Below are 25,354 nucleotides of genomic sequence, written 5' to 3'. Positions count from 1 at the left end.
TAGAAGCATGGAATATAACAAGATCATCAAAGAAGTCGGGCGCGGTAAAAACCATGCCCGTGATATCGATTTTGCCACCGCGCGCGATCTCTATCGCCAGATGTTGACGGGAGCGGTGCCGGATCTGGAACTCGGCGGCATTCTGATTGCCCTGCGCATCAAAGGCGAAGGCGAAGAAGAGATGCTCGGCTTTTATCAGGCGATGCAGGAACGGGTGATGCAGCTGACGCCGCCGGCCAATCAGCCGATGCCGGTGGTGATCCCCAGCTACAACGGCGCGCGCAAACAGGGAAACCTGACGCCGCTGCTGGCGCTGTTGTTAAGCAGGCTCGGTTTTCCGGTGGTGGTCCATGGCGTGAGCGACGATCCGACCCGCATTACCAGCGAAGCGATTTTTGCGGCGTTAGACGTGCCTGCGGTGCACAACGCCGAACAGGCCCAGGCGAAACTGGCGCAGGGTGAACTGGTGTTTATGACCGTCGCCACGCTGTGTGAACCGCTGGATCGTCAGCTGTCGCTGCGCTGGAAGATGGGCGTGCGTAACAGCGCGCACACGCTGGCCAAGCTGGCGACGCCGTTTGCGGAAGACGCGGCGCTGCGCCTCTCCAGCGTGTCCCATCCTGAGTACATTCCCCGCGTCGGCAAGTTTTTCCAGGCGATTGGCGGTCGTGCGCTGTTGCTGAACGGCACCGAAGGCGAGGTGTACGCCAATCCCCAGCGTTTCCCGGCCATCAGCCTGATCAATGGCAGCGAACCGCAACTGATGCTGCCGCGTCAGGACGAGGTGATTACCGACCGTGATGCGCTGCCGGAAGCGAAAGATGCCGACACCACCGCCGCCTGGATCACCCGCTGCCTGAATCGTGAGGTTGCGGTGCCGGAAGCGCTGCGCCAGCAGATCGCCTGCTGTTATGTCGCCACCGGTCGGGCGGCGGATATCGCCGAAGGGTTAGTGCAGATCGACGCTGCCGGCTATTAAGCGCGACGTCGCGGGGAGTGTTGCGTGACAGAGATTCGGGCGGCGCGTTTACCGCCCGACGTCAGTTTAACGCAGAGGCAGTAAACGCTCGGCCAGCGCGGTCCACAGCGAAATGCCTTCGCTAATCAGCCGATCGTTAAAATCGTAATGGGCATTGTGTAACGGCCTGGAGGGCGTCTCGCCATCTGCGCCAATCCAGAAGTAGGCACCCGGACAGACGTCCAGCATACAGGCGAAGTCTTCCGACGCCATCGACGGACTGACTTCCCAATGCACCCGTTCAGCCGGCAGCAGCGCCAGCGCACAGTCGCGCACCTTCTCCGCTTCCGCCGCATTGTTGCGCGTCACCGGATAATCCGTCAGATACTCAATGCTGCCTTCAATGCCCATTGGTGCGGTGAAGGTAGTAACGAATTCATCAATCATCTTGCGCACTTTGCTTCGGACATCCCCTTGCAGACAGCGCAGGGTGCCGCGCAGCACCACATTCTCCGGGATAACGTTGATCGCTTCACCACCGGCAATCTGGGTGATGCTGACCACCGCAGACGCCAGCGGCGACAGGCGACGGGCTGGAATGGTTTGCAGTGCGAGGATCAGCTGGGCGGCAGCCACAATCGGGTCCGCGCCGTTTTCAGGCATCGCCGCATGGCAACTTCTGCCATGCAGGGTAATTTCGAAGGCATCCAGCGAGGCCATCATCGCGCCGCTGTTAACCGCCAGATGACCGACCGGCAAGCCGGGCCAGTTATGCAGGCCGTAGATCGCATCCATCGGGAACAGCTCAAACAGGCCATCCGCAACCATTTTGCGGGCGCCGCCGAGATTCTCTTCCGCCGGCTGAAAAACAAAGTGCACCGTACCGCTAAACTGGCGGGTTTCACTCAGATGTTTTGCGGCGGCCAACAGCATGGCGGTATGGCCATCATGTCCACAGGCATGCATCACGCCTGGCTGGGTGGAACGCCATTCGGCATTGCCCAGCTCGGTGATCGGCAGGGCGTCCATATCGGCACGGAAACCAATCGTCGGCCCAGGGCCGTTTTCCAGCGAGCCCACCACGCCAGTGCCGGCCAGGCCGGTATGCACCTGCAAGCCAAATTCCCGCAGCAGTTCAGCGACTTTGCGGGAAGTCTGATGTTCCTGGTAGCCCAGTTCCGGCAGAGCATGCAGCTCTTTACGCCAGCGGGTGGCTTGTTCAATCAGCGAAACGGGGATTGCCATAACGTCCTCTCCTCTGCGGGCTGTCATTCCTGATATCTGGCTGATTTAAGGTAGCATAAAATGGCGGGCAGAAATGGCGTGCTGTGCGGATGGCGAAAAAATGAAACAGGCCGGGCAGGGCGCCCGGCCATCAGGTCTAGCGAATCATCGGCAGGTTCAGTTCGTGCTTCGCGGCACATTCCTGCGCCAGTTCATAACCCGCATCCGCATGACGCATCACGCCGGTCGCCGGATCGTTCCACAGCACGCGGCCCAGACGCTTATCGGCCTCTGCGGTACCGTCGGCAACAATCACCACGCCCGCATGTTGTGAGAAGCCCATACCGACGCCACCGCCGTGGTGCAGGCTGACCCAGGTCGCGCCGCCCGCAGTATTCAGCAGCGCATTCAGCAGCGGCCAGTCGGAAACGGCATCAGAACCGTCTTTCATCGCTTCCGTTTCCCGGTTTGGCGAGGCGACTGAGCCGCAGTCCAGATGGTCACGACCAATCACCACCGGCGCTTTCAGTTCGCCATTGCGCACCATTTCGTTAAAGGCCAGACCGGCAAGGTGACGCTCGCCCAGTCCCAGCCAGCAGATACGGGCTGGCAAGCCCTGGAAAGCAATACGCTCCTGCGCCATATCCAGCCAGCGGTGCAGGTTTTTGTGATCAGGGAACAGCTCTTTCAGTTTGGCATCGGTCTTGTAGATATCTTCCGGGTCGCCAGACAGCGCCACCCAGCGGAACGGACCTTTGCCTTCACAGAACAGCGGACGGATATACGCCGGGACAAAGCCTGGGAAATCGAAGGCATTTTTGACCCCTTCTTCCAGCGCTACCTGGCGAATATTGTTGCCGTAGTCGACGGTGGGAATGCCCATATGGCAGAAGTCGAGCATCGCCTGCACATGCACCGCCATCGAGGCACGGGCGGCTTTCGCCACCGCTTTAGGATCGGATTTGCGGGTCTCTTCCCACTGCTCAACGCGCCAGCCCACCGGCAGGTAACCGTTGATTGGGTCATGGGCCGAGGTCTGATCGGTAACGATGTCCGGCTTCATGCCGCCGGCTTTGGCGCGTTTCACCAGTTCCGGCAGGATTTCAGCGGCGTTGCCCAGCAGGCCGACGGAGATTGCGCGTTTTTCTTTGTTGGCGCTGTCGATCATCGCCAGCGCTTCATCGAGGCTGGTGGCTTTGAAGTCGACATAGCGGGTGCGCAGGCGGAAGTCGATACGCGATTCCTGGCACTCAACGGCCAGCACCGACGCGCCAGCCAGTACGCCAGCCAGCGTTTGCGCGCCGCCCATGCCACCTAAGCCTGCGGTCAGTATCCATTTACCGCTCAGGTCGCCGTTGTAATGCTGGCGGCCGGCCTCAACGAAGGTTTCAAAGGTGCCCTGCACGATGCCCTGGGCACCGATGTAGATCCAGGAACCGGCGGTCATCTGGCCGTACATCATCAGGCCGGCTTTATCCAGCTCGTGGAAGTGGTCCCAGGTGGCCCAGTGCGGCACCAGGTTGGAGTTGGCGATCAGCACGCGCGGCGCATCGGCATGGGTACGGAACACGCCGACCGGTTTGCCGGACTGCACCAGCAGCGTTTCTTCCGGTTGCAGGGCTTTAAGCGAGCGCAGGATCTGCTCGAAGCACTCCCAGTTACGGGCCGCTTTCCCGATGCCGCCGTACACCACCAGATCTTCCGGGCGCTCTGCCACGTCGGGATCGAGGTTGTTCTGGATCATGCGGTAGGCCGCTTCAATCAGCCAGTTGGCACAGTTAAGTTCGCTACCATGAGGGGCACGCACTTCGCGAGCCACGGCTTTGCTTACGTTGTCACTCATTTTTCAGTCCTTAATTTTGGGGTTGCTTAACGTGCTGCACTGGGTAAAAGGGCGGCAACTGGCTGCGGCCAGCGGTCGCTGCTTGCCCATAACCGCATTTGTTCAATATCCGGCGCCATCAGGCGATCTTTGTCGAGGAAGGCGACGCGCTCGCGCAGGGCAGAGAGTTCCTGCTCAATCAGCGGAGAGCTTTGCAGCGGGCGATGGAAGTCGATGCCCTGTGCAGCCGCCATCGCTTCAATGCCGACCACCGCCGAGGTGTTAAAGCACATCGCGCCGAGGCGTCGGGCGGCATAGGTTGCCATTGAGACGTGGTCTTCCTGGTTTGCCGAGGTAGGCAGGCTGTCGACGCTGCCAGGGTGCGCCAGGGATTTGTTTTCCGAGGCCAGCGCGGCCGCGGTGACCTGGGCAATCATAAAGCCGGAGTTGACGCCGCCGTCGTTGACGAGGAACGGTGGCAGGCCGGACAGGCCGGTATCCAGCAACAGCGCCATGCGGCGTTCGGAGATGGCGCCAATTTCGGCAATCGCCAGCGCCAGAATATCGGCGGCGAAGGCAACGGGTTCGGCATGGAAGTTACCGCCGGAAATCACATCGCCGGTGTCGCTGAAGACCAGCGGGTTATCCGAAGCCGCATTGGCTTCAATCTGCAGGATTTTGGCGGCGTGGGTCAGGTTATCGAGGCAGGCGCCCATCACCTGAGGCACGCAGCGAATGGAGTAGGGATCCTGCACCCGGCCGCAGTTGGCGTGCGAAGGGAGGATTTCACTGCCTTCCAGCAGCGCAGTGACGGCGGCGGCCACGGCGATTTGCCCCACTTGACCGCGCGCTTCATGGATGCGGCTGTCGTAAGGTTTAATCGATCCCTTGATGGCTTCCAGCGACAGCGCGCCGGCAACCAGTCCGGCGGCAAAGGCTTTTTCGCCTTCGAACAGGCCGCGCAGGGCCAGTGCGGTCGACACCTGGGTGCCGTTCAGCAGCGCCAGGCCTTCTTTTGGTCCCAGCACGAACGGTTGCAGGCCGGCCAGCGCCAGGCCTTCCGTCGCCGGGATCAGTTTGCCTTCAACCCGCACGTCACCTTCGCCCAGCAGCATCAGGGAAAGGTGCGCCAGCGGTGCGAGGTCGCCGGACGCGCCAACCGATCCTTTCTCGGGAATACAGGGCATCACGCCGGCGTTAAACAGGGCCAGCAGGCCGTCGATCAGTTCGATGCGCACGCCAGAATGGCCGCGCGCCAGGCTGATGATTTTGGTCGCCATCACCACGCGCACCACATCATCGGGCAGCAGGTCACCCAGGCCGACGCTGTGCGAGAGCACCAAATTGCGTTGCAGTTCCGCCAGGCGTTCAGCCGGGATAGAGGTTTGCGCCAGTTTACCGAAGCCGGTGTTGATGCCGTAGGTTACCTTGCCAGAATTAACGATGGCTTCGACGGTGGCGCGGGCCTCAAGGATTTTGGCGCGGGCGCTGTCATCCAGCGAGAGGTGAACCTCACCGTGATAGATGCGTTTCAGCATCGCCAACTCAACCTTACCGGGGATCAGGTGGCAGAGATGCGGGGTGGCTGACATGGTATACTCCTGTATAGACAAGTTCGTAGGGTATCGACCCTTTTTCAGGGATGCCGTTGCCATTGGGCAGCGGGGGCTTAACAGGTCACTTTCTGCAGTGAAGCAGATGTGTATAGTCTTGTCTATACAATTAGCAATGCTTGTGCCAGTTCGATCACAAAACTTTCTGTCTGTGGTGAAATTCATCTCAAGCGCGGTGGCGGCGGGCTTCAGGGCCGGATCCGCGTGGTGACTGGGTTGGTGGTGTTTTTAACCGAGGCGCGGGTCGTGCGCTATTCTGAAGCAGGCTGCTCCATTTCAGTGCAGTGGTTGCCCCTCAGATGTATATACATTTGGGTGGGTTAACAGTAAACTGGCGAAAGTATTTTTATTAAGGAAGCAATTTATGGTCGAGCAGACTGCCATTTCTCAACTCTCAGCCGCCATGAGCGATCAGCCTGCGCCGATTTATCAGCGGGTGAAGCAGGCGATCGTCAGCCAGATTACGGAAGGCGTTTGGAAGTCGAATCAGCGGGTGCCGTCTGAGAGCGAGTTGGTGAATGAGCTTGGCGTCAGCCGGATGACCATAAATCGGGCGTTGCGTGAGCTGACCAGCGAAGGCTATTTGATCCGCATGCAGGGCGTCGGCACCTTTGTGGCCGAGTCGAAAGGCTACACGGCGATGTTGGAAGTGCACAATATTGCCGAGGAGATTGCTCAGCGCGGGCATCGCCACAGTTGCAAGATTGTGGCATTACGGGAAATCAAAGCCGATCCTGAGCAGGCTTCAGTATTGGGTTTGAGCACCGGTAATGCGGTGTTCCATTCGGTGATTGTGCATTTCGAGAACGATCTGGCCGTTCAGTTGGAGGACCGGTTGGTGAATCCGCTGGTGGCGCCGGATTATTTGCAGCAGGATTTCACCGCGCAAACCCCCTACACCTATTTGATGCGCGTCGCGCCATTAACGGCGGGTGAGCACATTGTCGAAGCGGTATTGCCGAATCGTCAGCAGTGTACGTCGTTGGCGATAGAGGCCAATGAACCCTGTTTGTTAATCCGTCGTCAGACATGGAGTGACGCGAAGATCGTGACCTACGCCAAGCTGTTGTATCCCGGCTCGCGATATAAGTTGCTGGGGCGTTTTAAGGGGCACGGCTAAGTTTACTAAGGTCAAAACCGGGTCCGGTGTATGGCGTCCGCACAGAGCGGGTTATCCGAGACGCCGTGAACCCATCCCTGGGGGCTTGGATGCCGCATCCCTGCGGCATACACTCGGCTAACCCGCTCTGTGCTACCGCCCGGTAACTTCAACGTTTATTGGGTGGTTTTGTGGATGCACAGGTCAAAACCGGGTTCGGTGTAAGTCTTCAGTCAAGGTCAAAACCGGGTTGGGTGTAAGTCTTCAGCCAAGGTCAAATTCGGCTTTGGTGTTAGCCTTCAGTCAAGGTCAAGACCGGGTTCGGTGTATAGCGTCCGCACAGAGCGGGTTATCCGAGACGCCGTGAACCCATCCCTGGGGGCTTGGATGCCGCATCCCTGCGGCATACACTCGGCTAACCCGCTCTGTGCTACCGCCCACTAACTTCAACGTTTTCGGATGCTTTGGTGAACGCACAGGTCAAAATCCATCTGGTTTTGACCTGTGCGTCCCGAATTAACTATTCGACGCTGAAGCTTAGGGGAAGGGAGAGAGGGGTGATAAGCAAAGCATCGGCGACAGGGATGTCGCCGCTGAGCCCCCAGGGATGGGTTCACGGCGACTTTGTGTTCACCCCTCTCTCCCAGACCTTGCCACCAAGACACCCAGACGACTTACAGAATAGCAGCCACAAACTCTCCCTAACCTTGCCACCAAGACCCCCAAACGACTTACAGAATAGCAGCAACAAACTCTCCCAGACCTTGCCACCAATACCCCCAGCCGACTTATCTAACTATCTCTGCCTAATCTCCGTAAACAGCAACTCGGCATCCGCCGATCCCGGTGCCAGCGGCTCACCGTTTTGCGGCCACCAGACGCCCTGACCCTGTTGCAAACGGCGGTCGCCAAGGACCCATTCTCCGGCTAACACATAGGCGACGCCGGCGGTTTCGGCGGCAGGGAAAATACTTTCGTTGACCACCCGCACCGCTGCCTGATGCGTTTCCCGCCGGGTCATCACGTTAAAGTCACTGCTTACACCACCGATTAACCGTGACGAAATCTCATCTTCACCCGCGAACACAAATGGCTGGTTGCGCAATAACAGCTGCTGATACTTGCCACGGGCATTCAGCTCCACACCGTCGCCGTCCAGTAGCGTGATCACCCGATCGATGCCTGGAAACAGGGAAAAATCCCCGTCCTGAGCGATGGTGGCAATGCTGATGCGCCAGCTAAACGCCTCCGCAGAAGGCGGGAAACTGATGATCTCCCGCGTTTCGCCGCCACCATTTCGCCAACGGCTGACCGGCAAGGTTTGCATGTCAAAGAAATGCATCATTTCAGCGCCTCAACCACAGTCCGGAACGCCGCATCGATTTTCGGCTGATCGGCGTGCTTACCGTCCGCAATCACCTGCTTACCGGCAACAAAGACGTCCTGAATCTGCCCACGATGCCCGGCAAACAGCCAACGGTTCAACAGCGAAGCGTCTGCCGTGCTTCCCAATAAGGCATCATCGGCCAACACCAGCCAGTCGGCCCGGTATCCTTGCGCCAGCTGACCCATCTTCACGCCACAGGCCTGCGCGCCGCCTTCCAGCGACTGACGGTAAAGCAGATCGCCAACCGAGGTTTGTTCTGGGGTGACTATGCGGTTGCGACGACGATCGCGCAGCCGTTGACCGTATTCGAGCAGACGCAACTCTTCAACGACATCCAGCGAAACGTGACTGTCGGAACCAATGCCCCAACGGCCGCCAAGGGCGATATAGTCGGTGGCCGGGAAAATGCCGTCGCCGAGATTGGCTTCGGTGGTCGGGCAAAGACCGGCGACCGCCTTGCTGGCGGCGAGACGCGAAACCTCGCTCTCGTCGAGATGAGTGGCGTGGATCAGACACCAGCGCGCATCCACCGCAAACCGATTGAGCAGCCAGCTGACCGGGCGTTCACCGCTCCACGCCAGACTGTCAGCCACCTCTTTTTCCTGCTCGGCAACGTGAATATGTACCGGCAGACTGGCCGGCAGGGCGGCCAGCACCTCTCGCATTTGCGGTTCGCTGACCGCACGCAGCGAGTGAAAGCAAATCCCCTGATTATGCAGCGGCTTGTCGGCGAGCAGCTCAGTCAACTGCTGCTGCTGACGCAAATAACCGGCGGTATCCTGAATAAAGCGCTTCTGGCCCGGCTGCGGCGGCTGCGCACCAAAACCGGCATAGCTGTAGAGAACCGGCAACATGGTCTGACCGATGCCGACGCGGCCAGCTGCGGCAATCAGCTGCTGCAACATCTGATCCTGCGGATACGGCGTGCCGTCGGTGTGATGGTGCAGATAATGGAATTCAGCGACCTGGGTATAGCCGCCTTTTAGCATGTCGACATAAAGATGGGCGGCGATGGCGCCAACCTGCTCAGGCGAAAGGCGCTGCACCATGCGATACATTAAATCACGCCAGGTCCAGAAACTGTCCTGCGGGTCGCCGGCCACTTCGGCCAGCCCCGCCATCACGCGCTGAAAGGCATGAGAATGCAGGTTCGCCATCGCCGGGATCACCGCGCCATTCAGGCGTTCGGCGTCGCCTTCAGCGGCATTGGGCGTGAGCTTCTGAATAAATCCAGCGTCGTCGACTTCAATCAAAACATCGTGATGCCAACCGTCCACCAGCAGGACGCGCGGCGCAAAATAGCGAGCCATCATGGTTGCTTCCCAGGCAATGTAGTTGTATATACATATACATACTTATGAATCAACAGTAAAGCCGGGAGAGAAGATGAGCGGTGAACTTCGCTGTGACAGCCTGTGGTACGGTGCCGATATCGTGACGATGCAGGAGGGCAAGTATAGCATCATCCCGAACGGGGCTATCGCGGTGCGTCAGGACAGGATCGTCTGGATTGGCCCGTGGAAAGAGGCAAAACATACTCGCGCCGATATCCATAACAAACTGGAAGGCGGCATCATCACGCCAGGTTTCGTCGATTGCCACACCCATCTGGTGTTTGGCGGCGACCGGAGCCACGAGTTCGAACAACGTCTCAATGGCGTCAGCTACAGCGAAATTGCGGCGCAGGGCGGGGGGATCATCTCCACGGTCACCGCCACCCGCAAAGCCTCGCTCGACGAACTGGTGGCCAGTGCCAGCTGGCGACTGGAAAGACTGCTGGCGGAAGGCGTCACTACCGTTGAGATCAAATCCGGTTACGGGCTGGACCAGGAGAGTGAACTGCGAATGCTGAAAGCGATCCGTCAGCTGGCAAAGATCCATCCGGTGCAGATTCGCTCAACCTGCCTGGCCGCTCACGCCACTCCACCTGAATTCAAATCCGATCCTGATGGCTGGATCACGCTAATCTGCGAACAGCTGCTGCCGCAGGTCGCCCGTGAAAAACTCGCCGATGCGGTGGACGCCTTCTGCGAACATCTGGCGTTCTCGCCTGCCCAGGTCACCCGCGTGTTTGAGGCCGCACAACGGCTGGGGATGCCGGTGAAACTGCATGCCGAACAGCTCTCTTCCCTCGGTGGGAGTTCGCTGGCGGCGAAGTTTAACGCGCTCTCTGCTGACCACCTGGAATATGCCACCGAAGCGGATGTGGCCGCGATGGCCGCAAGCGGCACCGTGGCCGTCTTGCTGCCCGGCGCTTTCTACCTGCTGCGTGAAAAACAGGTGCCGCCGGTGGCGCTGTTCCGCCAGTACAAGGTGCCGATGGCGCTGGCCAGCGATGCCAATCCGGGCACCTCGCCCGCGCTGTCATTACGCCTGATGCTCAATATGGGCTGCACGCTGTTCGGTATGACGCCGGAAGAAGCGCTGGCGGGAGCCACCCTGCACGGCGCAAGGGCGCTGGGCCTGGCGGATACGCAGGGATCGCTTGAGACCGGCAAATACGCTGATTTCGTTCACTGGCCGCTCAAGCGCCCGGCGGAACTGGTTTACTGGCTTGGCGGGCAATTGCCTTGTCAGGTGATCTTCAGAGGAGAGGCAATTCGATGAAACCATTTGAGTTTACCCAGGGTTCGCTACCCTTACTGGTCAGCATCCCGCATGCCGGCACCGCGCTGACACCGGAAGTCGAACAGGGTCTGAGTGACGCGGCCCGCGGCCTGCCGGACACCGACTGGCATATCCCCCAGCTGTATGATTTTGTCCGTGAGATGGGTGCCAGCGTGCTGGTGGCCAACTATTCCCGTTTTGTTATCGACATGAACCGACCGCCGGACAACGAGGCGCTGTACACCACCGCCACCACCGGGCTCTATCCCGAAACGCTGTTTGACGGTACGCCAACCTTCAAGCCCGGCATGACGCCGAGCGATGCGCAGCGGCTGGGCTATCTGGCGACTCTCTGGACGCCATACCATCAGCAAATCCAAAAGGAGCTGGCGCGAATTAAGCAGAAGTTTGGCTATGCACTGCTGTTTGATGCGCACTCCATCGCCTCGGTGATCCCGCGTCTGTTCGACGGCCAGCTGCCGGATGTGAATCTGGGTACCAATGGCGGCCTGAGCTGTAGCCCGGCCATCGCCGAAGGGTTGACGGAGATTTGTGCCGCGCAATCCAGCTTCAGCTGGGTGATGAACGGGCGCTTTAAGGGCGGCTATATCACCCGCGCTTACGGTAAGCCGGAAGAAAATCAGCATGCGGTGCAGCTGGAGCTGGCCCAGTGCAACTATATGGATGAGACGCCGCCGTTTAACTGGCGCGGCGATAAGGCCAGCACGCTGCAACCGCTGCTGAAGCAACTTATCGACCGGATGCTAAAGCGCTAACCTCAATAGCCTGTTCAATCAGCAGGCTGGCTTAATCCCTTAATTCTGCGGCTGGAAACGGCCGAACATCTTATAGCGCGCGCCCGGATACAGCAGGCGTGCGCAGGTCACCACCGCCTGCTGATGCCAGGTGCGGCGCTGAATTTGAAGGCAGGGCTCACCCACCGCAATCTGCAGCAACAGCCGCTCCTCTTCCGTGGCGCTCACCGCTTCCACCACATGCTCGCCGGCGGTTAACGGCGCAATCCCGGTCAGATAAGCAAAGGGCGTTCCCTGGGTAAAATCCTGCTGAAGATAGTCAGGGGCGACCCGCGGATTAACCTGACGATCCTCTAACTGCACCGGTATCTCGTTATCAAAATGGATAATGCGCGAGTGAAACAGGGCTGACCCCACGCTGATGCCCAGCGCCTGGGCGGCGACAAACTCGGCCTTTTCCTCACGCAGGAACAGCACCTCGCTGGCGTGACGATGTCCCCGGCTGGCAATCTCATCGGCAATGTTATGCACCTCCAGCATCGGCGTGAACGCCTTTAACTCGGCGACAAACGTGCCGACGCCCTGCAGGCGCATCAGAAACCCTTCGCTGGTCAGCTCCCGCAGCGCACGGTTGATGGTCATTCTGCTGACGCCCAGTTCCACCACCATTTCACTTTCCGAGGGAACGCGCTGATGGGGTTGCCAGTGTCCGGCGCGGATCAGGTTGATGATGCCTTGTTTGACCTGTTGATAGAGCGGGGCGGGTTCATTGCTGAGCAGGGTAATCATCTCGGAGAGCGCTTTGTGGTCTGACACTGCGGATACCTTTTTGCGGGCTGAGGAGAAAGTGTACACAGTGTATCTGACGGTACAACAGACATTTTTTGCCGTCGTTGGCCGCACTTAACCGTGCACTTTTGGTGCGTATTGCCTTCTTCTGGTGCAAAAGATTGATGTCGTTACCAGGCTAAATGGCTGTTTGGCTCAGACGTGTCTTGTTTTAGCAGGGGTGAGCCGGTAAGGGTGAAAATGGCATAAAAATTGCTCTGGTTGTATGTACAAGACATAACAACTGCTGACAACAAGTCATTAACATAGAGTGCGTCACAGTTTTGTCTTTGGTCGCGGGAATAGTCACGGCTTTACTTGTATATACATGACATAGCTACTTCACCTCTGTGCGGGTTTAACAGAGACAAACTCAGGGTTGCGCCGTCAGTTGTGCCACCCCTTTTATCCAGGAGCGCTTGATGAAACATCCGTTAGTCCGTCGGGTACTGGTTACCTCCCTTGTTACTTCAGCCTTGCTTTGCGCCGTCTCTGTTCAGGCGAAAGAGTGGAAATCGATCACCATTGCCACCGAAGGCAGCTACGAACCCTGGAACATGACGTTGCCAGGCGGCAAGCTCAGCGGCTTTGAGCCAGAGCTAATGGCTGACCTGTGCCAGCGGATGAAAATCAGCTGCAAGCTGGTGGTGCAGAACTGGGATGGGATGATTGCCGGTATGCAGGCCGGGAAATACGACGTGATCATGGATGCGATCGTCATCACCCCGGACCGCCGCAAGGTAATTGACTTCACCGTGCCGTACGCCTCAACCCCGGCGAGCTTTATCACCACCAAAAGCGGCGGCGTGCTGCCAGCGGGCACCGGCGCTGCCGGGATCATCAAGTTGCATGACGATGCGAAAGAAATCGAACCGGCGATTGCCAGCCTGAAAGCGGCGCTGAAGGGCAAAACCATCGGCATCGCCTCCGGCACGGTGTACACGCCATTTATTGATAAGTACTTCAAGGATGTGGCGACCGTGCGCGAGTACAACGCATCGGCGGATGCGATCCTCGATTTGCAGGCCGAGCGTATTGACGCGGTGTTTGACGATGTGACCTTTGCCACTTCGATTCTCAGCAAGCCGGAGAACAAAGATCTTCAGCTGGGCGGTACGCAGCTGGGCGGTCCGATTTGGGGTGAAGGCGAAGCGCTGGGCATCCGTAAATCTGACAACGATCTGAAAGCCAAACTGGATGAGGCGATCAAAGCGGCGCTGGCGGATGGCACGGTGAAAAAACTCAGCCAAAAATGGTTTAAAACTGACGTAACGCCGTAGGCGGGGAGAAGCAACAATGGCCAATCTTGGGTTTGGTGAAAATGGCTGGGGAGGCTTAATCCTGAGTGCAACGCTGACCACATTACTGCTTTCGCTGGTGGCGATGATGGTCGGTGCGGTGGTGGGCAGCGGCGTGGCGGCAGCCAAACTTTCTCCCAGACGTCCGGTGCGCTGGCTGGGTGACGGCTATTCAGTGATTTTCCGCGGCATTCCGGAACTGCTGATTATCTACCTGTTCTATTTCGGTGGCTCCGGGCTGATTACCCAGATTGGTCAGATGTTTGGTGCTGATGGCTTTATCGAGGTGCCGCCGTTCCTGATTGGCGCGCTGGCGATCGGCCTGATTTCCGCCTCGTACCAGGCGGAAGTCTTTCGCGCGGGCCGACTGGCGCTCAATTCCGGCGAGATCGAAGCGGCACAGGCCATCGGCATGCCGAAGTGGCGCATTCTGCAACGCATTATTCTGCCGCAGGTGGTGCGTTACGCGTTGCCGGGCCTGTCCAATGTCTGGCAGATGAGCCTGAAGGATTCGGCGCTGATCTCGGTGACCGGCATCGTGGAGTTGATGCGTGCCAGCCAGGTGGCGGCCGGTTCCACCCGGCAGTACTTCACCTTTTATCTGATTGGCGGCACCTGTTATCTGCTGCTGACGGTGCTCTCGAACACCGCCTTCAAAAAGGCGGAACAACGGCTGGGGCGCGCACATCAAAGCCGCACTGCGGCCCACAGCTAAAGGAGAGGCCCGATGATTGATTTTGCTTTTTTGACCGATACCTTCCTCAAACTCGCGGCCGCGCTGCCGGTGACGCTGGGGCTGTTTTTCGCGTCATTTGTGCTGGGCGGTCTGCTGGCACTGGTGATCCTGGCGATGCGTATGAGCCGCAACCCGCTGTTCAGCGGCTTCGCCCGTCTGTATATTCTGGTTTTCCGCGGCTCACCGCTGATGATCCAGCTGTTCCTGATCTATTACGGCCTGGGGCAGTTCGAGGTGATCCGCCACAGCTTTGTCTGGCCGGTGCTGCGTGAGCCGTTCTTCTGCGCCGTGGTGGCGCTGGCACTCTGTACCGCGTCTTACACCGCCGAAATTTTCCGTGGTGGCCTGCTGGCGATCCCTTCCGGGCAGATTGAAGCCGGAATGGCCTGCGGCATGTCCCGCTGGCTGCTGCTGCGCCGGATTATCGCGCCCATCATGCTGCGCTATGCGCTGCCGGCCTATTCTACCGAAGCGATCCTGCTGGTGAAGTCCACCGCGCTTGCCAGCCTGGTGACGGTGTGGGATGTCACCGGCGTGGCGCAACAGATTATTCAGCGCACGTACCGCACGATGGAAGTGTTCGTCTGTGCGGCGCTGATTTACCTAATCCTCAATTTTATCATCGTCCAAATCTATGCCTGGATTGAGCGCAGGCTGTCGCCACGTCTGCGCCCGGTGGAGGCCGATGTGCCTCTGCCTGTTCCCCCTGTGATTGCCGGAGAGAAACATGACTGATTACGCCCCAATTACCCTGTCGATGAACGACATCCGCAAGTCTTTCGGCTCGCTTGAAGTATTAAAAGGCATTTCGCTGGAGGCGAGGAAGGGCGACGTGATTTCGATCCTCGGCGCGAGCGGCTCCGGCAAAAGTACCTTTCTGCGCTGCATCAATCTGCTGGAAACGCCGGATTCGGGCGTGGTCAGCGTGGCGGGCGAAACCATCGAGATGAAGCGCCATGCGCGCGGGCATCAGCTGGCGGCCAACCATCGCCAGGTGGAGTCGCTGCGTTCCCGGCTGGGAATGGTCTTTCAGAGCTTCAATCTGTGGTCGCATATGACCGTGCTGCAAAACGTGATTGAAGGGCCGCTGTATGTGCTGAAGCGCAGCAAGAAAGAGTGCATTGCGCAGGCGGAAAAAATTCTCGACCGCGTCGGATTGCTCAACCGCAAAGATTTCTATCCTTCGCAGCTGTCGGGCGGTCAGCAACAGCGCGTGGCGATTGCCCGTGCGCTGGCGATGGAGCCGGAAGTGATGCTGTTTGATGAGCCGACGTCCGCGCTGGATCCCGAGCTGGTCGGCGATGTGCTGAAAGTGATGCGCAGCCTGGCCGAAGAGGGCCGTACCATGCTGGTGGTTACCCATGAAATGGGGTTTGCCCGTAACGTGTCGAACCGCGTGGTGTTTATGCATCAGGGCACCATCGACTGCCAGGGCACGCCGGAAGAGATGTTTGGCGAACAGGGATCGCCGCGTTTCCAACAGTTTATTTCCAGTCATCGGGCGGGCTAACCATGAGCACAACAGAGCAGGTCACCTGGGGCGATACGCGTCTGAACTGGCAGGATGTGGTGCAGGTGGCGAAATCCTCCGCCAGCCTGCAACTGAGTGCCGCCGCCTGGCAGCGCATCTATGCCGCGCGCGACATTGTCAGCCGCATCGTCAGCGATAAGCAGATCGCCTATGGCATCAACACCGGGCTGGGCGCGCTGTGCAATATCACTCTGGAAGACGATCAGCTCAGCCTGCTGTCACGCAATACGCTGCTGAGCCATGCCTGCGGCGTCGGGCCTAAACTGCCGGATGTGCAGGTCAGGGCGATTATCTGCGCCGCCATTGGCAACTACAGCCACGGTAAATCCGGCGTTTCGCCAGAAATTGTGCAGGGGCTGCTGTCGTTACTGAATCGCGGCATCACCCCACAGGTGCCGACGCAAGGATCGGTTGGCTACCTGACGCATATGGCCCATGTCGGGCTGGCGCTGATTGGCGTCGGCCACGTCAGTTATCGCGGGCAAATTGTGCCGGCAACGGAAGCACTGGCGGCCGAAGATTTGCCGCTGTGCCGGTTAGGCGCGAAAGATGGCCTGAGCCTGGTGAACGGCACGCCCTGTATGACCGGACTCTCCTGCCTGGCGCTGGAAGAAGCAAGCCGCTTATTTGCCTGGGCAGACGTTACCGGCGCGATGAGTTTTGAAGCCTTGCGCGGCCAGCTCGACGCCTTCGATGCCGAGATCCTGGCACTCAAAGGCAGCGCCAACGTGCAGATTGTGGGGGAACGACTGCGTGGCCTGCTGGCGGGCAGCCAGATTATCGCCGAGAGCAAAGGCATCCGCACTCAGGATGCTCTGAGCCTGAGATCGATGCCGCAAATCCACGGTGCCAGCCGCGATCAGTTTGATTACGCGGCCCGGCAGATTGAAACAGAGCTGAATGCCGCCACTGACAACCCGCTGGTGCTGGGAACGGCTGAGCAGTGGCGCGTAGTGTCACAGGCCAACCCGCACGGCCAGTCCGTGGCGCTGGCCGCCGATGCGTTAGCCATTGCGGTGGCCGAAACCGGCAGCGTGGCGGAGCGCCGCCTCGACCGCCTGATCAACCCGCTGGTCAGCGGCCTGCCCGCCTTCCTCGTGGCTGAACCGGGCGTCAACTCCGGCATGATGATTGCGCAATACGTTGCCGCCTCACTGTGCGGCGAGAACCGCCAGCTGGCACAGCCCGCGGTACTGGATAACTACGTCACCTCCGGCCTGCAGGAAGACCACCTGAGCATGGGCACCAGCGCGGCATTAAAGCTGCTGAAACTCACCGACAACACCGTACAGATTTTGGCTATCGAATACCTGCTTGCCGCCCAGGCGCTGGACTTCCATAACGCTGAACACGGGGGCGAGGGCACGCAACGTGCCTGGCGATTGCTGAGACAGACAGTCGCAACCTGGCGGGAAGATCGCTGGCTGGCACCCGAGATCGAAAAAGCCGCGCATCTGATCCGCACCCAGCATATTGCGGTCTGAAAGTGACTACAGATTAACGCTCATGTCGGTCTTAAAACTTTCCCACCCAGCCACAATCTCCACAACAACGCCGAACCACGGAGCAGGTTTTGACCTGTGCAGCCACCCAGCTCCCCAACAACACAGAAGCTTAAGGGTGGCGGCATAGGGCACCTTCGCCGGGTGTATGCAGCAGGGATGCTGCATCCAAGCCTACAGGGATGTATTTACGGCGTCCCGGATAAGGTGCCCTATGTCGACACCGAACCACGGAGCAGGTTTTGACCTTTGCTGACGCCGAACCACGGAGCAGGTTTTGACCTTTGCTGACGCCGTACCCCGGAACAGGTTTTGACCTGTGCCCTTAACCTTATTTCTCAAAAACCCTACCGACGCGCATCCGGCCGAATCAAATCGAAACGCAACTCCTCGCTGATGCCGTAATACGCACTTGGACCCCCGGCCCTGAGAATCGGATTGGCCTTCGCCGTCTGGTAAATGCCGTCTTCCAACAACCCCGGATCAATGTGGATCGCGACCACTTCGCCAAACACCATCCACTGCTCCAACTTCTCGCCGTTGACCCCTTCCAACTGCAACACCTGCGTCAACTTGCACTCAAAATTGACCGGACTTTCAGCGACCATGCTCACCGCCACCTGCGTGCCCGGCAAGGCGGTTAACCCGGCCAGCGCGAACTCATCCTCATCTCGCGCAACCGAGGCGGAACTCTCGTTCATCGCTTCCGCTAACTCCCGCGTTGCCAGATTCCAGACAAACTCGCCGGTTTCAACAATATTGGCCACACTGTCTTTCCAACCCTGACTCGAAAAGCCAATGATCGGCGGCTTATAGTTGAAACAGTTGAAAAAACTGTATGGCGCCAGATTGCGATCGCCGCTGGCACTCTGTGAACTGATCCACCCTATCGGCCGCGGACCGATAATGGCGTTTAAAGGATCGTGCGGTAAACCATGACCAAGACGGGGTTGATACGAGTAACGGGATTGGGACATCAGGACACCTTTATCTTTACGGGAATCGCACAGTGTAGAACAACTGTTCGCGGAAAAAAGTCGGGAAGTGTTTACGATCTTTACCTTAGCAGGTATCTTACGCGGCTTCAGACAAGAGAGCCGCTCATGAAATACACCGCCGAAAAAACACAGCTTCATCCCCGTAACCGTCACCGCGCGCGTTATGACTTCCCCGCGCTGATCGCCAGCTTTCCTCCGCTGGCAGACTTTGTGGCCGTTAACCAACACGGTGATGAATCGGTGAACTTTGCCGATCCGGCGGCGGTGCGTACCCTGAATCAGGCGCTCCTGCAGCACTTTTATCAGATCGCTAACTGGACCATCCCGGAAGGCTTCCTTTGCCCACCGGTGCCGGGCCGCGCTGACTATGTTCACCATCTTGCCGACCTTTTGGCGGAAGATAATAAGCGTTCTGTGCCGCGCGACATCACCGTACTGGATATCGGCTGTGGCGCGAACTGCATCTATCCGCTGATCGGATTCCGCGAATACGGCTGGCGCTTCACCGGTAGCGAAGTTAATGAAGAAGCGATGAAGGCCGCTAACGCCATTATTGCCGCTAACCCGGACCTCAACCGCGGCGTTCGCCTGCGTCGTCAGAAAGACAGCAGCCTGATGTTCAGCGGTATCATCCACAAAAACGAATTCTTCCACGCGGTGATGTGTAATCCGCCATTCCACGCCTCTGCCGGCGATGCCCAACAGGGTACCCAGCGTAAAGTGCGTAACCTCGGCCTGGCGAAAAACTCTCCGCTCAACTTCGGCGGCCAACAGGATGAACTCTGGTGTGAAGGCGGCGAAAAAGGCTTTATCAGCCGCATGATCGCCGAAAGCGTTAACTTCTCCCGCCAGTGCGTCTGGTTCACGTCTCTGGTATCCCGCAAAGAAAACCTGCCGGACATCTGGCGCGCACTGGAAGAGCACGAAGTCGTTGCCTACCGCACCATCGAAATGGCGCAGGGGCAAAAACAGAGCCGCATCATCGCCTGGACCTTTATGGAAAAACCGGCGCGTGAACGTCAGATGGGCCGCGTTTAATCCGGCGCAGGTAACGACTGGACGCTGGCGGCACCGTCAATCTCGCTACCGGTCTGCATCACCTGCACGGTCTGATGCGGCGCTCTGATACCGGCCGCATCAAAATGTTTCTTCACCATGTTGTCCAGCGCGAAGCGAACCGTCCATTGCTTCAGTGGCTGCGTGGTGAAGGACACCCGCACCGTAAAGCCCTGATTGGTCAGCCCGACCAGCCCGGCAAAGGACGGCTCGCCAATCACCATCCCCCGAATATCCGCATCCTGCATCAACTCCTCAACGGCCGCCTGTAACGTGCTGTTCACTCGCTCGCTGTCCTCCCGCCGATCGACATCGTAATTCGCCACGAACGAGCCAATGCCACGCACAAAGTTGGCGAAGGTGGTGATCGAAGACCAGGGAATGATGTGATACGCACCGGTATCCTGCCGCACGCCGACCGAACGAATCGACATCCGCTCTACGGTGCCGGTGATCGCGCCGATAGTCACCAAATCCCCGGTATTCATGCCGTTCTCAAACTGGATGAAAATCCCGGTGATAATGTCTTTCACCAGCGTTTGCGAACCAAAGGAGACCGCCAGACCTAACGCACCGGCACCCGCCAATAATGGCGCAATGTTTACACCAATTTCTGACAACAGGATCATGATGGTAATGGTGCTGATCACCACCGCCAGCGCATTGCGGAACAGGGTCAACAGGGTGCGGGTTCGGGCACTGGGCATCGGGCGACCGTGGGAGTCTGACGCCAGACGGCTCTCAATCAGACTCGCCAGCAACGTCCAGCCGACGGCGGAGAAGAACAGGATCATCACGATGCGGATAATCACATCCACCAGCTTCACGCCCGCGCCGACCGTCAGCCAGTGCCAGAGATCAAACAGATTCCACGCGTTCAGCAACAGCAAACTCACCGCGAACACCGTCAGCGTGCGCGCCAGCTTTAACATCACCGAAATCCAGCCGTTCACCCGCTGCTGCAACTCGGGATAGTTGCGCCGTAAGTCAGGCGACAGAATGATGGTTTTGGAAATCCAGCGGGTCAGGATGCCCGAAACCAGTGCGCCGATGCCGATAATCGCCAGCGAACGCACCGTTGCGGACATCATAAACTTCAGGCTGTCGCCGGGATTGAACATCGAAAACAGGAACAGGGCGATAAAATAGGCGCTGGCCAGCCAGTGCCAGACCAGCGCAAACGCGCGGATAAACAGCGAGAAGAACGACAGGGAACGGTCGGCAAGATTCACCAACTCGCGCTGAATATTGCGACGGTTGTGGAAAATCAGATACAACGCCCAGACGGTAATCAGCCCCATCACAATCACGTTAACCAGCGCGGCCACCTGGACATTGACCTGATTGGAAACAATCGGTACCACCACCAGCAAACCATAGCCAATCAGTCCGCTCAGCCAGCTCAGACGCGTGTTCCAGTATGCGGCGCGGTCATCAGCTAAATGGAAAAAACGCAGCTGAGGATAGCGCGGACAGAACATCAGCCGCAGGATCGCCTTAAAGAATTCAATCAGCGCAAAGGCATTCAGGAACAACCCTTGCTGATAGGCGATGGTGCGGTTGCCGGCATTCAGCGCGTCACTGAGGATTTGCCCGACAAACAGCGCGATACCCAACAACAGCAGATCGATAATAAACGCGCCAAGGATCATGCCGGGCAGATGCAGCCAGTTGGTACGGTCGCTGTTTTTCACCCGTCCCCATTGCCCCATCCGGCGGTAAACCGGCGTCATTGCCCATCCGATCAGCCAGTAAAAGGCGAACAGCGCCACGGCCAGCATCGAAAAGTGGCTCAGGGCGGTGAAGAACGTGTGCTGATTAAAGGGTTTGTGCGGGGCATCGGCAATATTGCGTTGCAGCGTTTCGACTTTGGTCAGGAACTCCCCGCCAAAGTGGCGGCTGACGTCGGTAACGCTCTCCAGCACCGTTTTATCATCATCTACTGCAGGTGGTGTCAGTACCGGTTCCGGCGCGCTGGCAGGCGTCTCTGAGGCGCTTCTGAGCTGGTCAATCAGCGCCTGACGCGACCGATCGTTCTGCAGGATATTGGCTAACGCGGCATAGGCGGCCTTTTGCTCAGCGGGGTCAGGTTGATCCTGCTGGCTGGTCGCGCTGTGTTGCTGGGTTTGCGAAGCCGCCACGGCAGCGGCGGGAAGTGACACGGCGTGCGCCGGTGCGGTAAACAGTATTACGGCAAAAAAAAGCCACCTGAAGGCATAGCGCCAGGGTGGAGAGGGTACCCACATCGTGTTCTCCAAGTGCGGCGCGAGAAAGCATCAGCCACAAAGTATAGTCGGCTCAGCGTCAGCAAAAGGTAAAGAGGGCACGTTAAGATAAGGTGGGTGAAAAACAGGGCGAACCGGGGTTCGCCCTGGGGGATCAGGAAACGTGCTGCAGGAATTCGCGCAGACGGGCACTCGGCGGGTTGTCGATCAACTCATCCGGGTTGCCATCTTCCGCAATACGGCCTTTATCGATAAAGATCAGACGCGAGGCGACCTTCTTGGCAAAGCCCACTTCGTGCGTGACGATCACCATGGTCATGCCTTCTTCCGCCAGATCCTGCATCACTTTCAACACTTCATGACGCAATTCCGGGTCCAGCGCCGAGGTCGGCTCATCAAACAGCATCATTTTTGGCTTCACCGCCAGCGCACGGGCAATCGCCACGCGCTGCTGCTGTCCACCGGACAACTCAGACGGGAAGTGATGGGCACGTTCGGCCAGGCCAACTTTGCCCAGCAGCTCTTTCGCCAGACGATGCGCCTCGGCTTTTTTAGTGCCGCGCACGCGGATGGGGCCAAACGCCACGTTATCCAGCGCGTTCATCTGCGGGAACAGGTGGAACTGCTGGAACACCATGCCGGCTTCCTGACGGATCAGGCGTTCGTCGACTTTCGGGTCGTTAACCTTCAAACCATCAACAATCAGCTCGCCGCTGGTGATCTCTTCCAGCTTGTTGATGCAGCGCAGCAGAGTAGATTTACCGGATCCGGACGGGCCGATAATCACCACCACTTCGCCCTGCTGAATGGTCAGGTCGATGTTGTGCAGCACCTGGGTTTCGCCAAAATGCTTGGAGACGTTTTTAAATTCAATCACAGGATTTTCATCCTTTTCTCAATGCGACGCAGAATGAAGCTCAGCATCAGGGTAATAAACAGATAGATAACGGCCACGGCGCTCCAGATTTCCAGCGCACGGAAGTTTCCGGCAATAATTTCCTGTCCCTGACGGGTCAGTTCCGCCACGCCAATCACGATAAACAGCGAGGTGTCTTTGATGCTGACAATCCACTGGTTACCCAGCGGCGGTAACATACGGCGCAGCGCTAACGGCATAATCACGTAGCGCAGCGTTTCGCGACGGGACAGGCCCAGCGCCAGACCCGCTTCACGGAAACCGTTATGGATAGACAGCACCGCACCGCGCGTAATCTCAGCGATATAGGCGCCGGAGTTGATCATGATGGTGACCACAGCTGCACTGAGCGGGTCAATGCGCAGGTCGGTAAAGGCCATTGGCAGGGCAAAATAGATAAACATCACCTGCACGACAATTGGCGTACCGCGGATCAGTTCAATAAATACCAGTGCGATATTGCGGGATATCCAGCCGCCATAAGCACGGGCAAAGCCGGCTACCAGGCCAATTATCAGACCGCCGACTAAACCGAGGACCGAAATCCACAGCGTCAGTCGGGCGCCTTCAAGCAGGGCCGGAATCGAGGGCCAGATAGCGCTCCAGTCAAACTGCATGCTTTATTTCTCCGGATCAAAAAACATATTCTGGTGGTGGTGAAAAAACGCAGGCCTGAGCCTGCGTTAAAGACTGCAAAAAATTGAATTATTTAGGCTCGCTGCCGAACCATTTTTTATACAGCGTGTTGTAGGTACCGTTCTCGCGCAGGACTTTCAGTGCCCCATTCACTTTTTCACGTAGCTCGTCGCTGCCTTTCGGGAAGGCGATGCCGTACTGCTGAGCGGAGATCGACTCGCCTACCGCTTTGAACTGGCCTTTGCCGGCCGTGTTGATGAAGTACAGGATGTTTGGCGTGTCGTGCAACACGGCGTCAGCACGGTTGGTGCCCAGCTCCATGTAGGCGTTGTCGATATTCGGGAACTGGTGCAGTTCTTTGGATTTGATGTGCTCTTTGGCGTAATCCACCGAACCGGTGCCGCTCTTCACTGCCACCACTTTACCGTCGAGGTCGGCAATGCTTTTGATCTTATCGTTGTTGGCTTTCACCATCACCAGCAGGCCGCTTTTGTAGTAGCCATCGGAGAATTCAATCGCCTTTTCGCGTTCCGGGGTAATGGTGATACCGGCCAGCGCCAGATCGATATTACGGGTCTGCAGCGCAGGGATAATGCCGCTGAAGTCCATTGGCTTCAGGGTGTATTCGATGTTCAGCTGTTTGGCGATAGCGGCCCACAGATCGACATCAAAGCCAACGTATTCGTTGCCCTGCTTAAATTCGAAAGGAACGAAGGCGGTGTCAGTTGCGACAACCAATTTCTTTTCTGCGGCGGTAGAAGAGACGGCAAACGCCAACGTCAGCGCAGCCAGGGAAAACTTAACAATCGACTTCATCTTTTTATCCTTTTTGCCGTCAGGCAAGGTCTTTGCCTGATTGAGTGCCAGCAGCCATATGAAAATATTATGCCAACTTTTCAAAATATATTGAAAACAGCACGTTGAGTCAATTTAAGCCGGGCTGGAAAGCAGGGAAATCCACGATGCATCATTATGGTGCGCTACTTTGGTGCAACGTAACCATTATGGTGCAGGGTTTCTTTTAACAAACTGAGGGATAAAAACAACTGATAGTGAAGGAGGAAATTGAATAAGTGTTAACGAAGTCTTGTTTAGCTGTGAAAAGCATGGGAACTAGCGCAGCTGGCTGTCTTTACTGCCACGGCGATTATACAGCGATGCGGCCTGCTGGTTGTCGCGCTGCTGCTGACACTGTACGCAATATTGCACGCCGGGCAGGGCCAGTCGGCGGGCTTCGGGGATTGGCTCACCGCAATGTTCACAATATTCCGCGCTGACACCGTGATGGATAGCCCGTCGCGCGCGCGATACGGCATCATCAATGGTGGAATCGATCTGTTCCTGAACGGCATCGTCACGTGCCCATCCACTTGCCATACTGACCTCCAGATGCAAAAGAGCAGATGGAAAACGCCATCTGCTCTGTAATCGCTCTTTCAAGCCGCGCTAAACGCGGCGACCGACATTATTCGATATTGGATTCGATGAACCACAGGAATTTATCCAGATCGCGGGATGCCGCGGTAAAGATATCTGCAGTGTCTTCATCTTCTACTTCAGAGATTGCCTTGCGGGTATCATTTGCAACGACGGCATAACGTTCTGCCAGCGCTTTAAGATGATCCTGCACGCTGTGGATATTGAGCGGGTAACTTTTCAGCGGTGTTCTGTCGTTAACAATCTGGGTGGTGCCCAGTGCCACGCCACCTAACTGCACAACACGTTCTGCAATCGTATCCTGATGGTCGGTAATCGCGGTACGGAAACCGTCGAGCATCTCATGCACACCGATAAAGTTTGCGCCGCGCATATTCCAGTGCGCCTGCTTGGTGATCAGGGACAAATCAATGAATTCCGTAACTATGCGATTAAGCACCTCGATGGTGGCTTTTTTCTCGTCGTCGGCCACGTTGTTGCGGGTGTAAATCAGATCAGGAGATTTTGCTTTAACCAGTTTAGCGGTACTCATCATTAATATCCTCTTAATTGTGGTTGTCCTAATTAAGTACGAGATTAAGTATAGCAGCGGTTTTTAACTCTGCCGGAAAGTTACTGCCTATTAGTTGTATAGAGCAGGCCTTTCACGTCCAGGCGGTTGGATATTAAACGAATTCAGACAAATAAAATGCGAGTGATAAATATTCTCACTCAAGGTTGTTTTTA

At 57.6% G+C, this 25,354-nt stretch carries 23 protein-coding genes; 10 read left to right on the top strand and 13 right to left on the bottom strand.

The window, feature by feature from the left end; translation table 11 throughout:
• Window positions 1-7: 7 nt before the first annotated feature.
• Window positions 8-979, top strand: a complete 972-nt coding sequence (ybiB, locus tag AC0IXH_RS10010) for a DNA-binding protein YbiB (protein WP_105759412.1) — start codon at window positions 8-10, stop codon at window positions 977-979.
• 66 nt (window positions 980-1,045) lie between these two features.
• Here ybiB and AC0IXH_RS10005 read toward each other — a convergent pair whose 3' ends face one another.
• From AC0IXH_RS10005 to hutH, 3 genes are all read right to left on the bottom strand, one after another.
• Window positions 1,046-2,203: a M20 aminoacylase family protein gene (locus tag AC0IXH_RS10005; protein ID WP_346599310.1), complete on the bottom strand. Its 1,158-nt coding sequence runs from the start codon at window positions 2,201-2,203 to the stop codon at window positions 1,046-1,048.
• A 136-nt stretch (window positions 2,204-2,339) separates the two neighbouring features.
• Window positions 2,340-4,025, bottom strand: a complete 1,686-nt coding sequence (gene hutU / locus AC0IXH_RS10000; protein ID WP_013201438.1) for a urocanate hydratase — start codon at window positions 4,023-4,025, stop codon at window positions 2,340-2,342.
• 26 nt (window positions 4,026-4,051) lie between these two features.
• Window positions 4,052-5,596, bottom strand: coding sequence for a histidine ammonia-lyase (gene hutH, locus AC0IXH_RS09995; protein WP_013201439.1), 1,545 nt, complete (start codon window positions 5,594-5,596; stop codon window positions 4,052-4,054).
• Window positions 5,597-5,981: 385 nt separating this feature from the next.
• Between hutH and hutC (AC0IXH_RS09990) the strand changes: the two genes are divergently transcribed.
• Window positions 5,982-6,737 (top strand): histidine utilization repressor, encoded by a 756-nt coding sequence (gene hutC, locus AC0IXH_RS09990; RefSeq protein WP_013201440.1) that lies wholly within the window; start codon window positions 5,982-5,984, stop codon window positions 6,735-6,737.
• Between the two features lie 775 nt (window positions 6,738-7,512).
• On the opposite strand, the gene AC0IXH_RS09985 is transcribed toward hutC (AC0IXH_RS09990), so the two are convergent.
• Together AC0IXH_RS09985 and AC0IXH_RS09980 are read right to left on the bottom strand one after the other, a co-directional pair.
• A complete protein-coding gene (locus tag AC0IXH_RS09985; RefSeq protein ID WP_471720375.1) occupies window positions 7,513-8,061 on the bottom strand; it encodes a HutD/Ves family protein in 549 nt (182 codons plus the stop codon).
• On the bottom strand, window positions 8,058-9,413 hold the full coding sequence (locus AC0IXH_RS09980; RefSeq protein ID WP_471721141.1) for a formimidoylglutamate deiminase: 1,356 nt from the start codon (window positions 9,411-9,413) through the stop codon (window positions 8,058-8,060). Before AC0IXH_RS09980 ends, AC0IXH_RS09985 begins: the two co-directional genes overlap by 4 nt.
• Window positions 9,414-9,489: 76 nt before the next feature.
• On the opposite strand from AC0IXH_RS09980, the gene hutI reads away from it, so the two are divergent.
• Together hutI and hutG are read left to right on the top strand one after the other, a co-directional pair.
• Window positions 9,490-10,710 (top strand): imidazolonepropionase, encoded by a 1,221-nt coding sequence (gene hutI / locus AC0IXH_RS09975; RefSeq protein ID WP_471720374.1) that lies wholly within the window; start codon window positions 9,490-9,492, stop codon window positions 10,708-10,710.
• Entirely contained in the window at window positions 10,707-11,486 is a 780-nt protein-coding gene (gene hutG / locus AC0IXH_RS09970) for an N-formylglutamate deformylase (protein WP_471720373.1), read from the top strand. Before hutI ends, hutG begins: the two co-directional genes overlap by 4 nt.
• A 39-nt stretch (window positions 11,487-11,525) precedes the next feature.
• Here the strand turns inward: hutG and hutC (AC0IXH_RS09965) are convergent, their stop codons facing one another.
• Entirely contained in the window at window positions 11,526-12,254 is a 729-nt protein-coding gene (gene hutC / locus AC0IXH_RS09965; RefSeq protein WP_471721140.1) for a histidine utilization repressor, read from the bottom strand.
• A 461-nt stretch (window positions 12,255-12,715) separates the two neighbouring features.
• Here hutC (AC0IXH_RS09965) and AC0IXH_RS09960 point away from each other — a divergent pair, with 461 nt between their 5' ends.
• Genes AC0IXH_RS09960 through AC0IXH_RS09940 form a run of 5 tightly spaced genes read left to right on the top strand, consistent with a single transcriptional unit; the run spans window position 12,716 to window position 17,342 of the window.
• Window positions 12,716-13,573: a transporter substrate-binding domain-containing protein gene (locus tag AC0IXH_RS09960; RefSeq protein ID WP_013201446.1), complete on the top strand. Its 858-nt coding sequence runs from the start codon at window positions 12,716-12,718 to the stop codon at window positions 13,571-13,573.
• A gap of 16 nt (window positions 13,574-13,589) precedes the next feature.
• Window positions 13,590-14,306 (top strand): ABC transporter permease, encoded by a 717-nt coding sequence (locus tag AC0IXH_RS09955; RefSeq protein ID WP_013201447.1) that lies wholly within the window; start codon window positions 13,590-13,592, stop codon window positions 14,304-14,306.
• Window positions 14,307-14,318: 12 nt separating this feature from the next.
• Window positions 14,319-15,062, top strand: a complete 744-nt coding sequence (locus AC0IXH_RS09950; protein WP_471720372.1) for an ABC transporter permease — start codon at window positions 14,319-14,321, stop codon at window positions 15,060-15,062.
• Window positions 15,055-15,837 (top strand): ABC transporter ATP-binding protein, encoded by a 783-nt coding sequence (locus tag AC0IXH_RS09945; protein WP_013201449.1) that lies wholly within the window; start codon window positions 15,055-15,057, stop codon window positions 15,835-15,837. The genes AC0IXH_RS09950 and AC0IXH_RS09945 overlap by 8 nt, the downstream gene beginning before the upstream one ends.
• 2 nt (window positions 15,838-15,839) lie before the next feature.
• Window positions 15,840-17,342: an HAL/PAL/TAL family ammonia-lyase gene (locus AC0IXH_RS09940; RefSeq protein ID WP_471720371.1), complete on the top strand. Its 1,503-nt coding sequence runs from the start codon at window positions 15,840-15,842 to the stop codon at window positions 17,340-17,342.
• A gap of 365 nt (window positions 17,343-17,707) precedes the next feature.
• On the opposite strand, the gene AC0IXH_RS09935 is transcribed toward AC0IXH_RS09940, so the two are convergent.
• Window positions 17,708-18,337 carry a flavin reductase family protein gene (locus tag AC0IXH_RS09935; protein ID WP_471720370.1) on the bottom strand — a complete coding sequence of 210 codons (630 nt, stop codon included), beginning with the start codon at window positions 18,335-18,337 and terminating at the stop codon, window positions 17,708-17,710.
• A gap of 126 nt (window positions 18,338-18,463) precedes the next feature.
• On the opposite strand from AC0IXH_RS09935, the gene rlmF reads away from it, so the two are divergent.
• Entirely contained in the window at window positions 18,464-19,396 is a 933-nt protein-coding gene (gene rlmF, locus AC0IXH_RS09930; protein ID WP_013201452.1) for a 23S rRNA (adenine(1618)-N(6))-methyltransferase RlmF, read from the top strand.
• Here the strand turns inward: rlmF and ybiO are convergent.
• The 6 genes from ybiO to dps form a co-directional block, all read right to left on the bottom strand.
• Window positions 19,393-21,660 (bottom strand): mechanosensitive channel protein, encoded by a 2,268-nt coding sequence (gene ybiO, locus AC0IXH_RS09925; RefSeq protein WP_346565999.1) that lies wholly within the window; start codon window positions 21,658-21,660, stop codon window positions 19,393-19,395. The genes rlmF and ybiO overlap by 4 nt on opposite strands.
• Before the next feature lie 133 nt (window positions 21,661-21,793).
• Entirely contained in the window at window positions 21,794-22,516 is a 723-nt protein-coding gene (gene glnQ, locus AC0IXH_RS09920) for a glutamine ABC transporter ATP-binding protein GlnQ (RefSeq protein ID WP_013201454.1), read from the bottom strand.
• On the bottom strand, window positions 22,513-23,172 hold the full coding sequence (gene glnP / locus AC0IXH_RS09915) for a glutamine ABC transporter permease GlnP (RefSeq protein WP_013201455.1): 660 nt from the start codon (window positions 23,170-23,172) through the stop codon (window positions 22,513-22,515). Before glnP ends, glnQ begins: the two co-directional genes overlap by 4 nt.
• An 88-nt stretch (window positions 23,173-23,260) precedes the next feature.
• Window positions 23,261-24,007, bottom strand: a complete 747-nt coding sequence (gene glnH / locus AC0IXH_RS09910) for a glutamine ABC transporter substrate-binding protein GlnH (protein ID WP_013201456.1) — start codon at window positions 24,005-24,007, stop codon at window positions 23,261-23,263.
• A 297-nt stretch (window positions 24,008-24,304) separates the two neighbouring features.
• The gene (locus AC0IXH_RS09905; RefSeq protein ID WP_013201457.1) at window positions 24,305-24,568 is read right to left on the bottom strand and encodes a DksA/TraR family C4-type zinc finger protein; all 264 of its coding nucleotides are present in this window, start codon (window positions 24,566-24,568) and stop codon (window positions 24,305-24,307) included.
• Window positions 24,569-24,656: 88 nt separating this feature from the next.
• Window positions 24,657-25,160 (bottom strand): DNA starvation/stationary phase protection protein Dps, encoded by a 504-nt coding sequence (gene dps, locus AC0IXH_RS09900; protein ID WP_013201458.1) that lies wholly within the window; start codon window positions 25,158-25,160, stop codon window positions 24,657-24,659.
• Window positions 25,161-25,354: the final 194 nt, after the last annotated feature.

The organism is Erwinia sp. AC075, assembly GCF_979253995.1.
The sequence above is the reverse complement of the archived record's forward strand: the minus strand, read 5'-3'. Positions and strand labels throughout refer to the sequence as shown.

Coding starts and splice junctions, on each gene's coding strand:
- AC0IXH_RS09945 (WP_013201449.1), top strand. CDS start 15,055: ATGACTGATTACGCCCCAATTACCCTGTCGATGAACGACATCCGCAAG.
- ybiO (WP_346565999.1), bottom strand. CDS start 21,660: ATGTGGGTACCCTCTCCACCCTGGCGCTATGCCTTCAGGTGGCTTTTT.
- hutH (WP_013201439.1), bottom strand. CDS start 5,596: ATGTCAGCCACCCCGCATCTCTGCCACCTGATCCCCGGTAAGGTTGAG.
- dps (WP_013201458.1), bottom strand. CDS start 25,160: ATGAGTACCGCTAAACTGGTTAAAGCAAAATCTCCTGATCTGATTTAC.
- AC0IXH_RS09955 (WP_013201447.1), top strand. CDS start 13,590: ATGGCCAATCTTGGGTTTGGTGAAAATGGCTGGGGAGGCTTAATCCTG.
- AC0IXH_RS09960 (WP_013201446.1), top strand. CDS start 12,716: ATGAAACATCCGTTAGTCCGTCGGGTACTGGTTACCTCCCTTGTTACT.
- AC0IXH_RS09905 (WP_013201457.1), bottom strand. CDS start 24,568: ATGGCAAGTGGATGGGCACGTGACGATGCCGTTCAGGAACAGATCGAT.
- hutI (WP_471720374.1), top strand. CDS start 9,490: ATGAGCGGTGAACTTCGCTGTGACAGCCTGTGGTACGGTGCCGATATC.
- AC0IXH_RS09980 (WP_471721141.1), bottom strand. CDS start 9,413: ATGGCTCGCTATTTTGCGCCGCGCGTCCTGCTGGTGGACGGTTGGCAT.
- AC0IXH_RS09940 (WP_471720371.1), top strand. CDS start 15,840: ATGAGCACAACAGAGCAGGTCACCTGGGGCGATACGCGTCTGAACTGG.
- AC0IXH_RS10005 (WP_346599310.1), bottom strand. CDS start 2,203: ATGGCAATCCCCGTTTCGCTGATTGAACAAGCCACCCGCTGGCGTAAA.
- glnH (WP_013201456.1), bottom strand. CDS start 24,007: ATGAAGTCGATTGTTAAGTTTTCCCTGGCTGCGCTGACGTTGGCGTTT.
- AC0IXH_RS09950 (WP_471720372.1), top strand. CDS start 14,319: ATGATTGATTTTGCTTTTTTGACCGATACCTTCCTCAAACTCGCGGCC.
- glnP (WP_013201455.1), bottom strand. CDS start 23,172: ATGCAGTTTGACTGGAGCGCTATCTGGCCCTCGATTCCGGCCCTGCTT.
- hutG (WP_471720373.1), top strand. CDS start 10,707: ATGAAACCATTTGAGTTTACCCAGGGTTCGCTACCCTTACTGGTCAGC.
- AC0IXH_RS09985 (WP_471720375.1), bottom strand. CDS start 8,061: ATGATGCATTTCTTTGACATGCAAACCTTGCCGGTCAGCCGTTGGCGA.
- hutU (WP_013201438.1), bottom strand. CDS start 4,025: ATGAGTGACAACGTAAGCAAAGCCGTGGCTCGCGAAGTGCGTGCCCCT.
- hutC (WP_013201440.1), top strand. CDS start 5,982: ATGGTCGAGCAGACTGCCATTTCTCAACTCTCAGCCGCCATGAGCGAT.
- hutC (WP_471721140.1), bottom strand. CDS start 12,254: ATGATTACCCTGCTCAGCAATGAACCCGCCCCGCTCTATCAACAGGTC.
- AC0IXH_RS09935 (WP_471720370.1), bottom strand. CDS start 18,337: ATGTCCCAATCCCGTTACTCGTATCAACCCCGTCTTGGTCATGGTTTA.
- ybiB (WP_105759412.1), top strand. CDS start 8: ATGGAATATAACAAGATCATCAAAGAAGTCGGGCGCGGTAAAAACCAT.
- rlmF (WP_013201452.1), top strand. CDS start 18,464: ATGAAATACACCGCCGAAAAAACACAGCTTCATCCCCGTAACCGTCAC.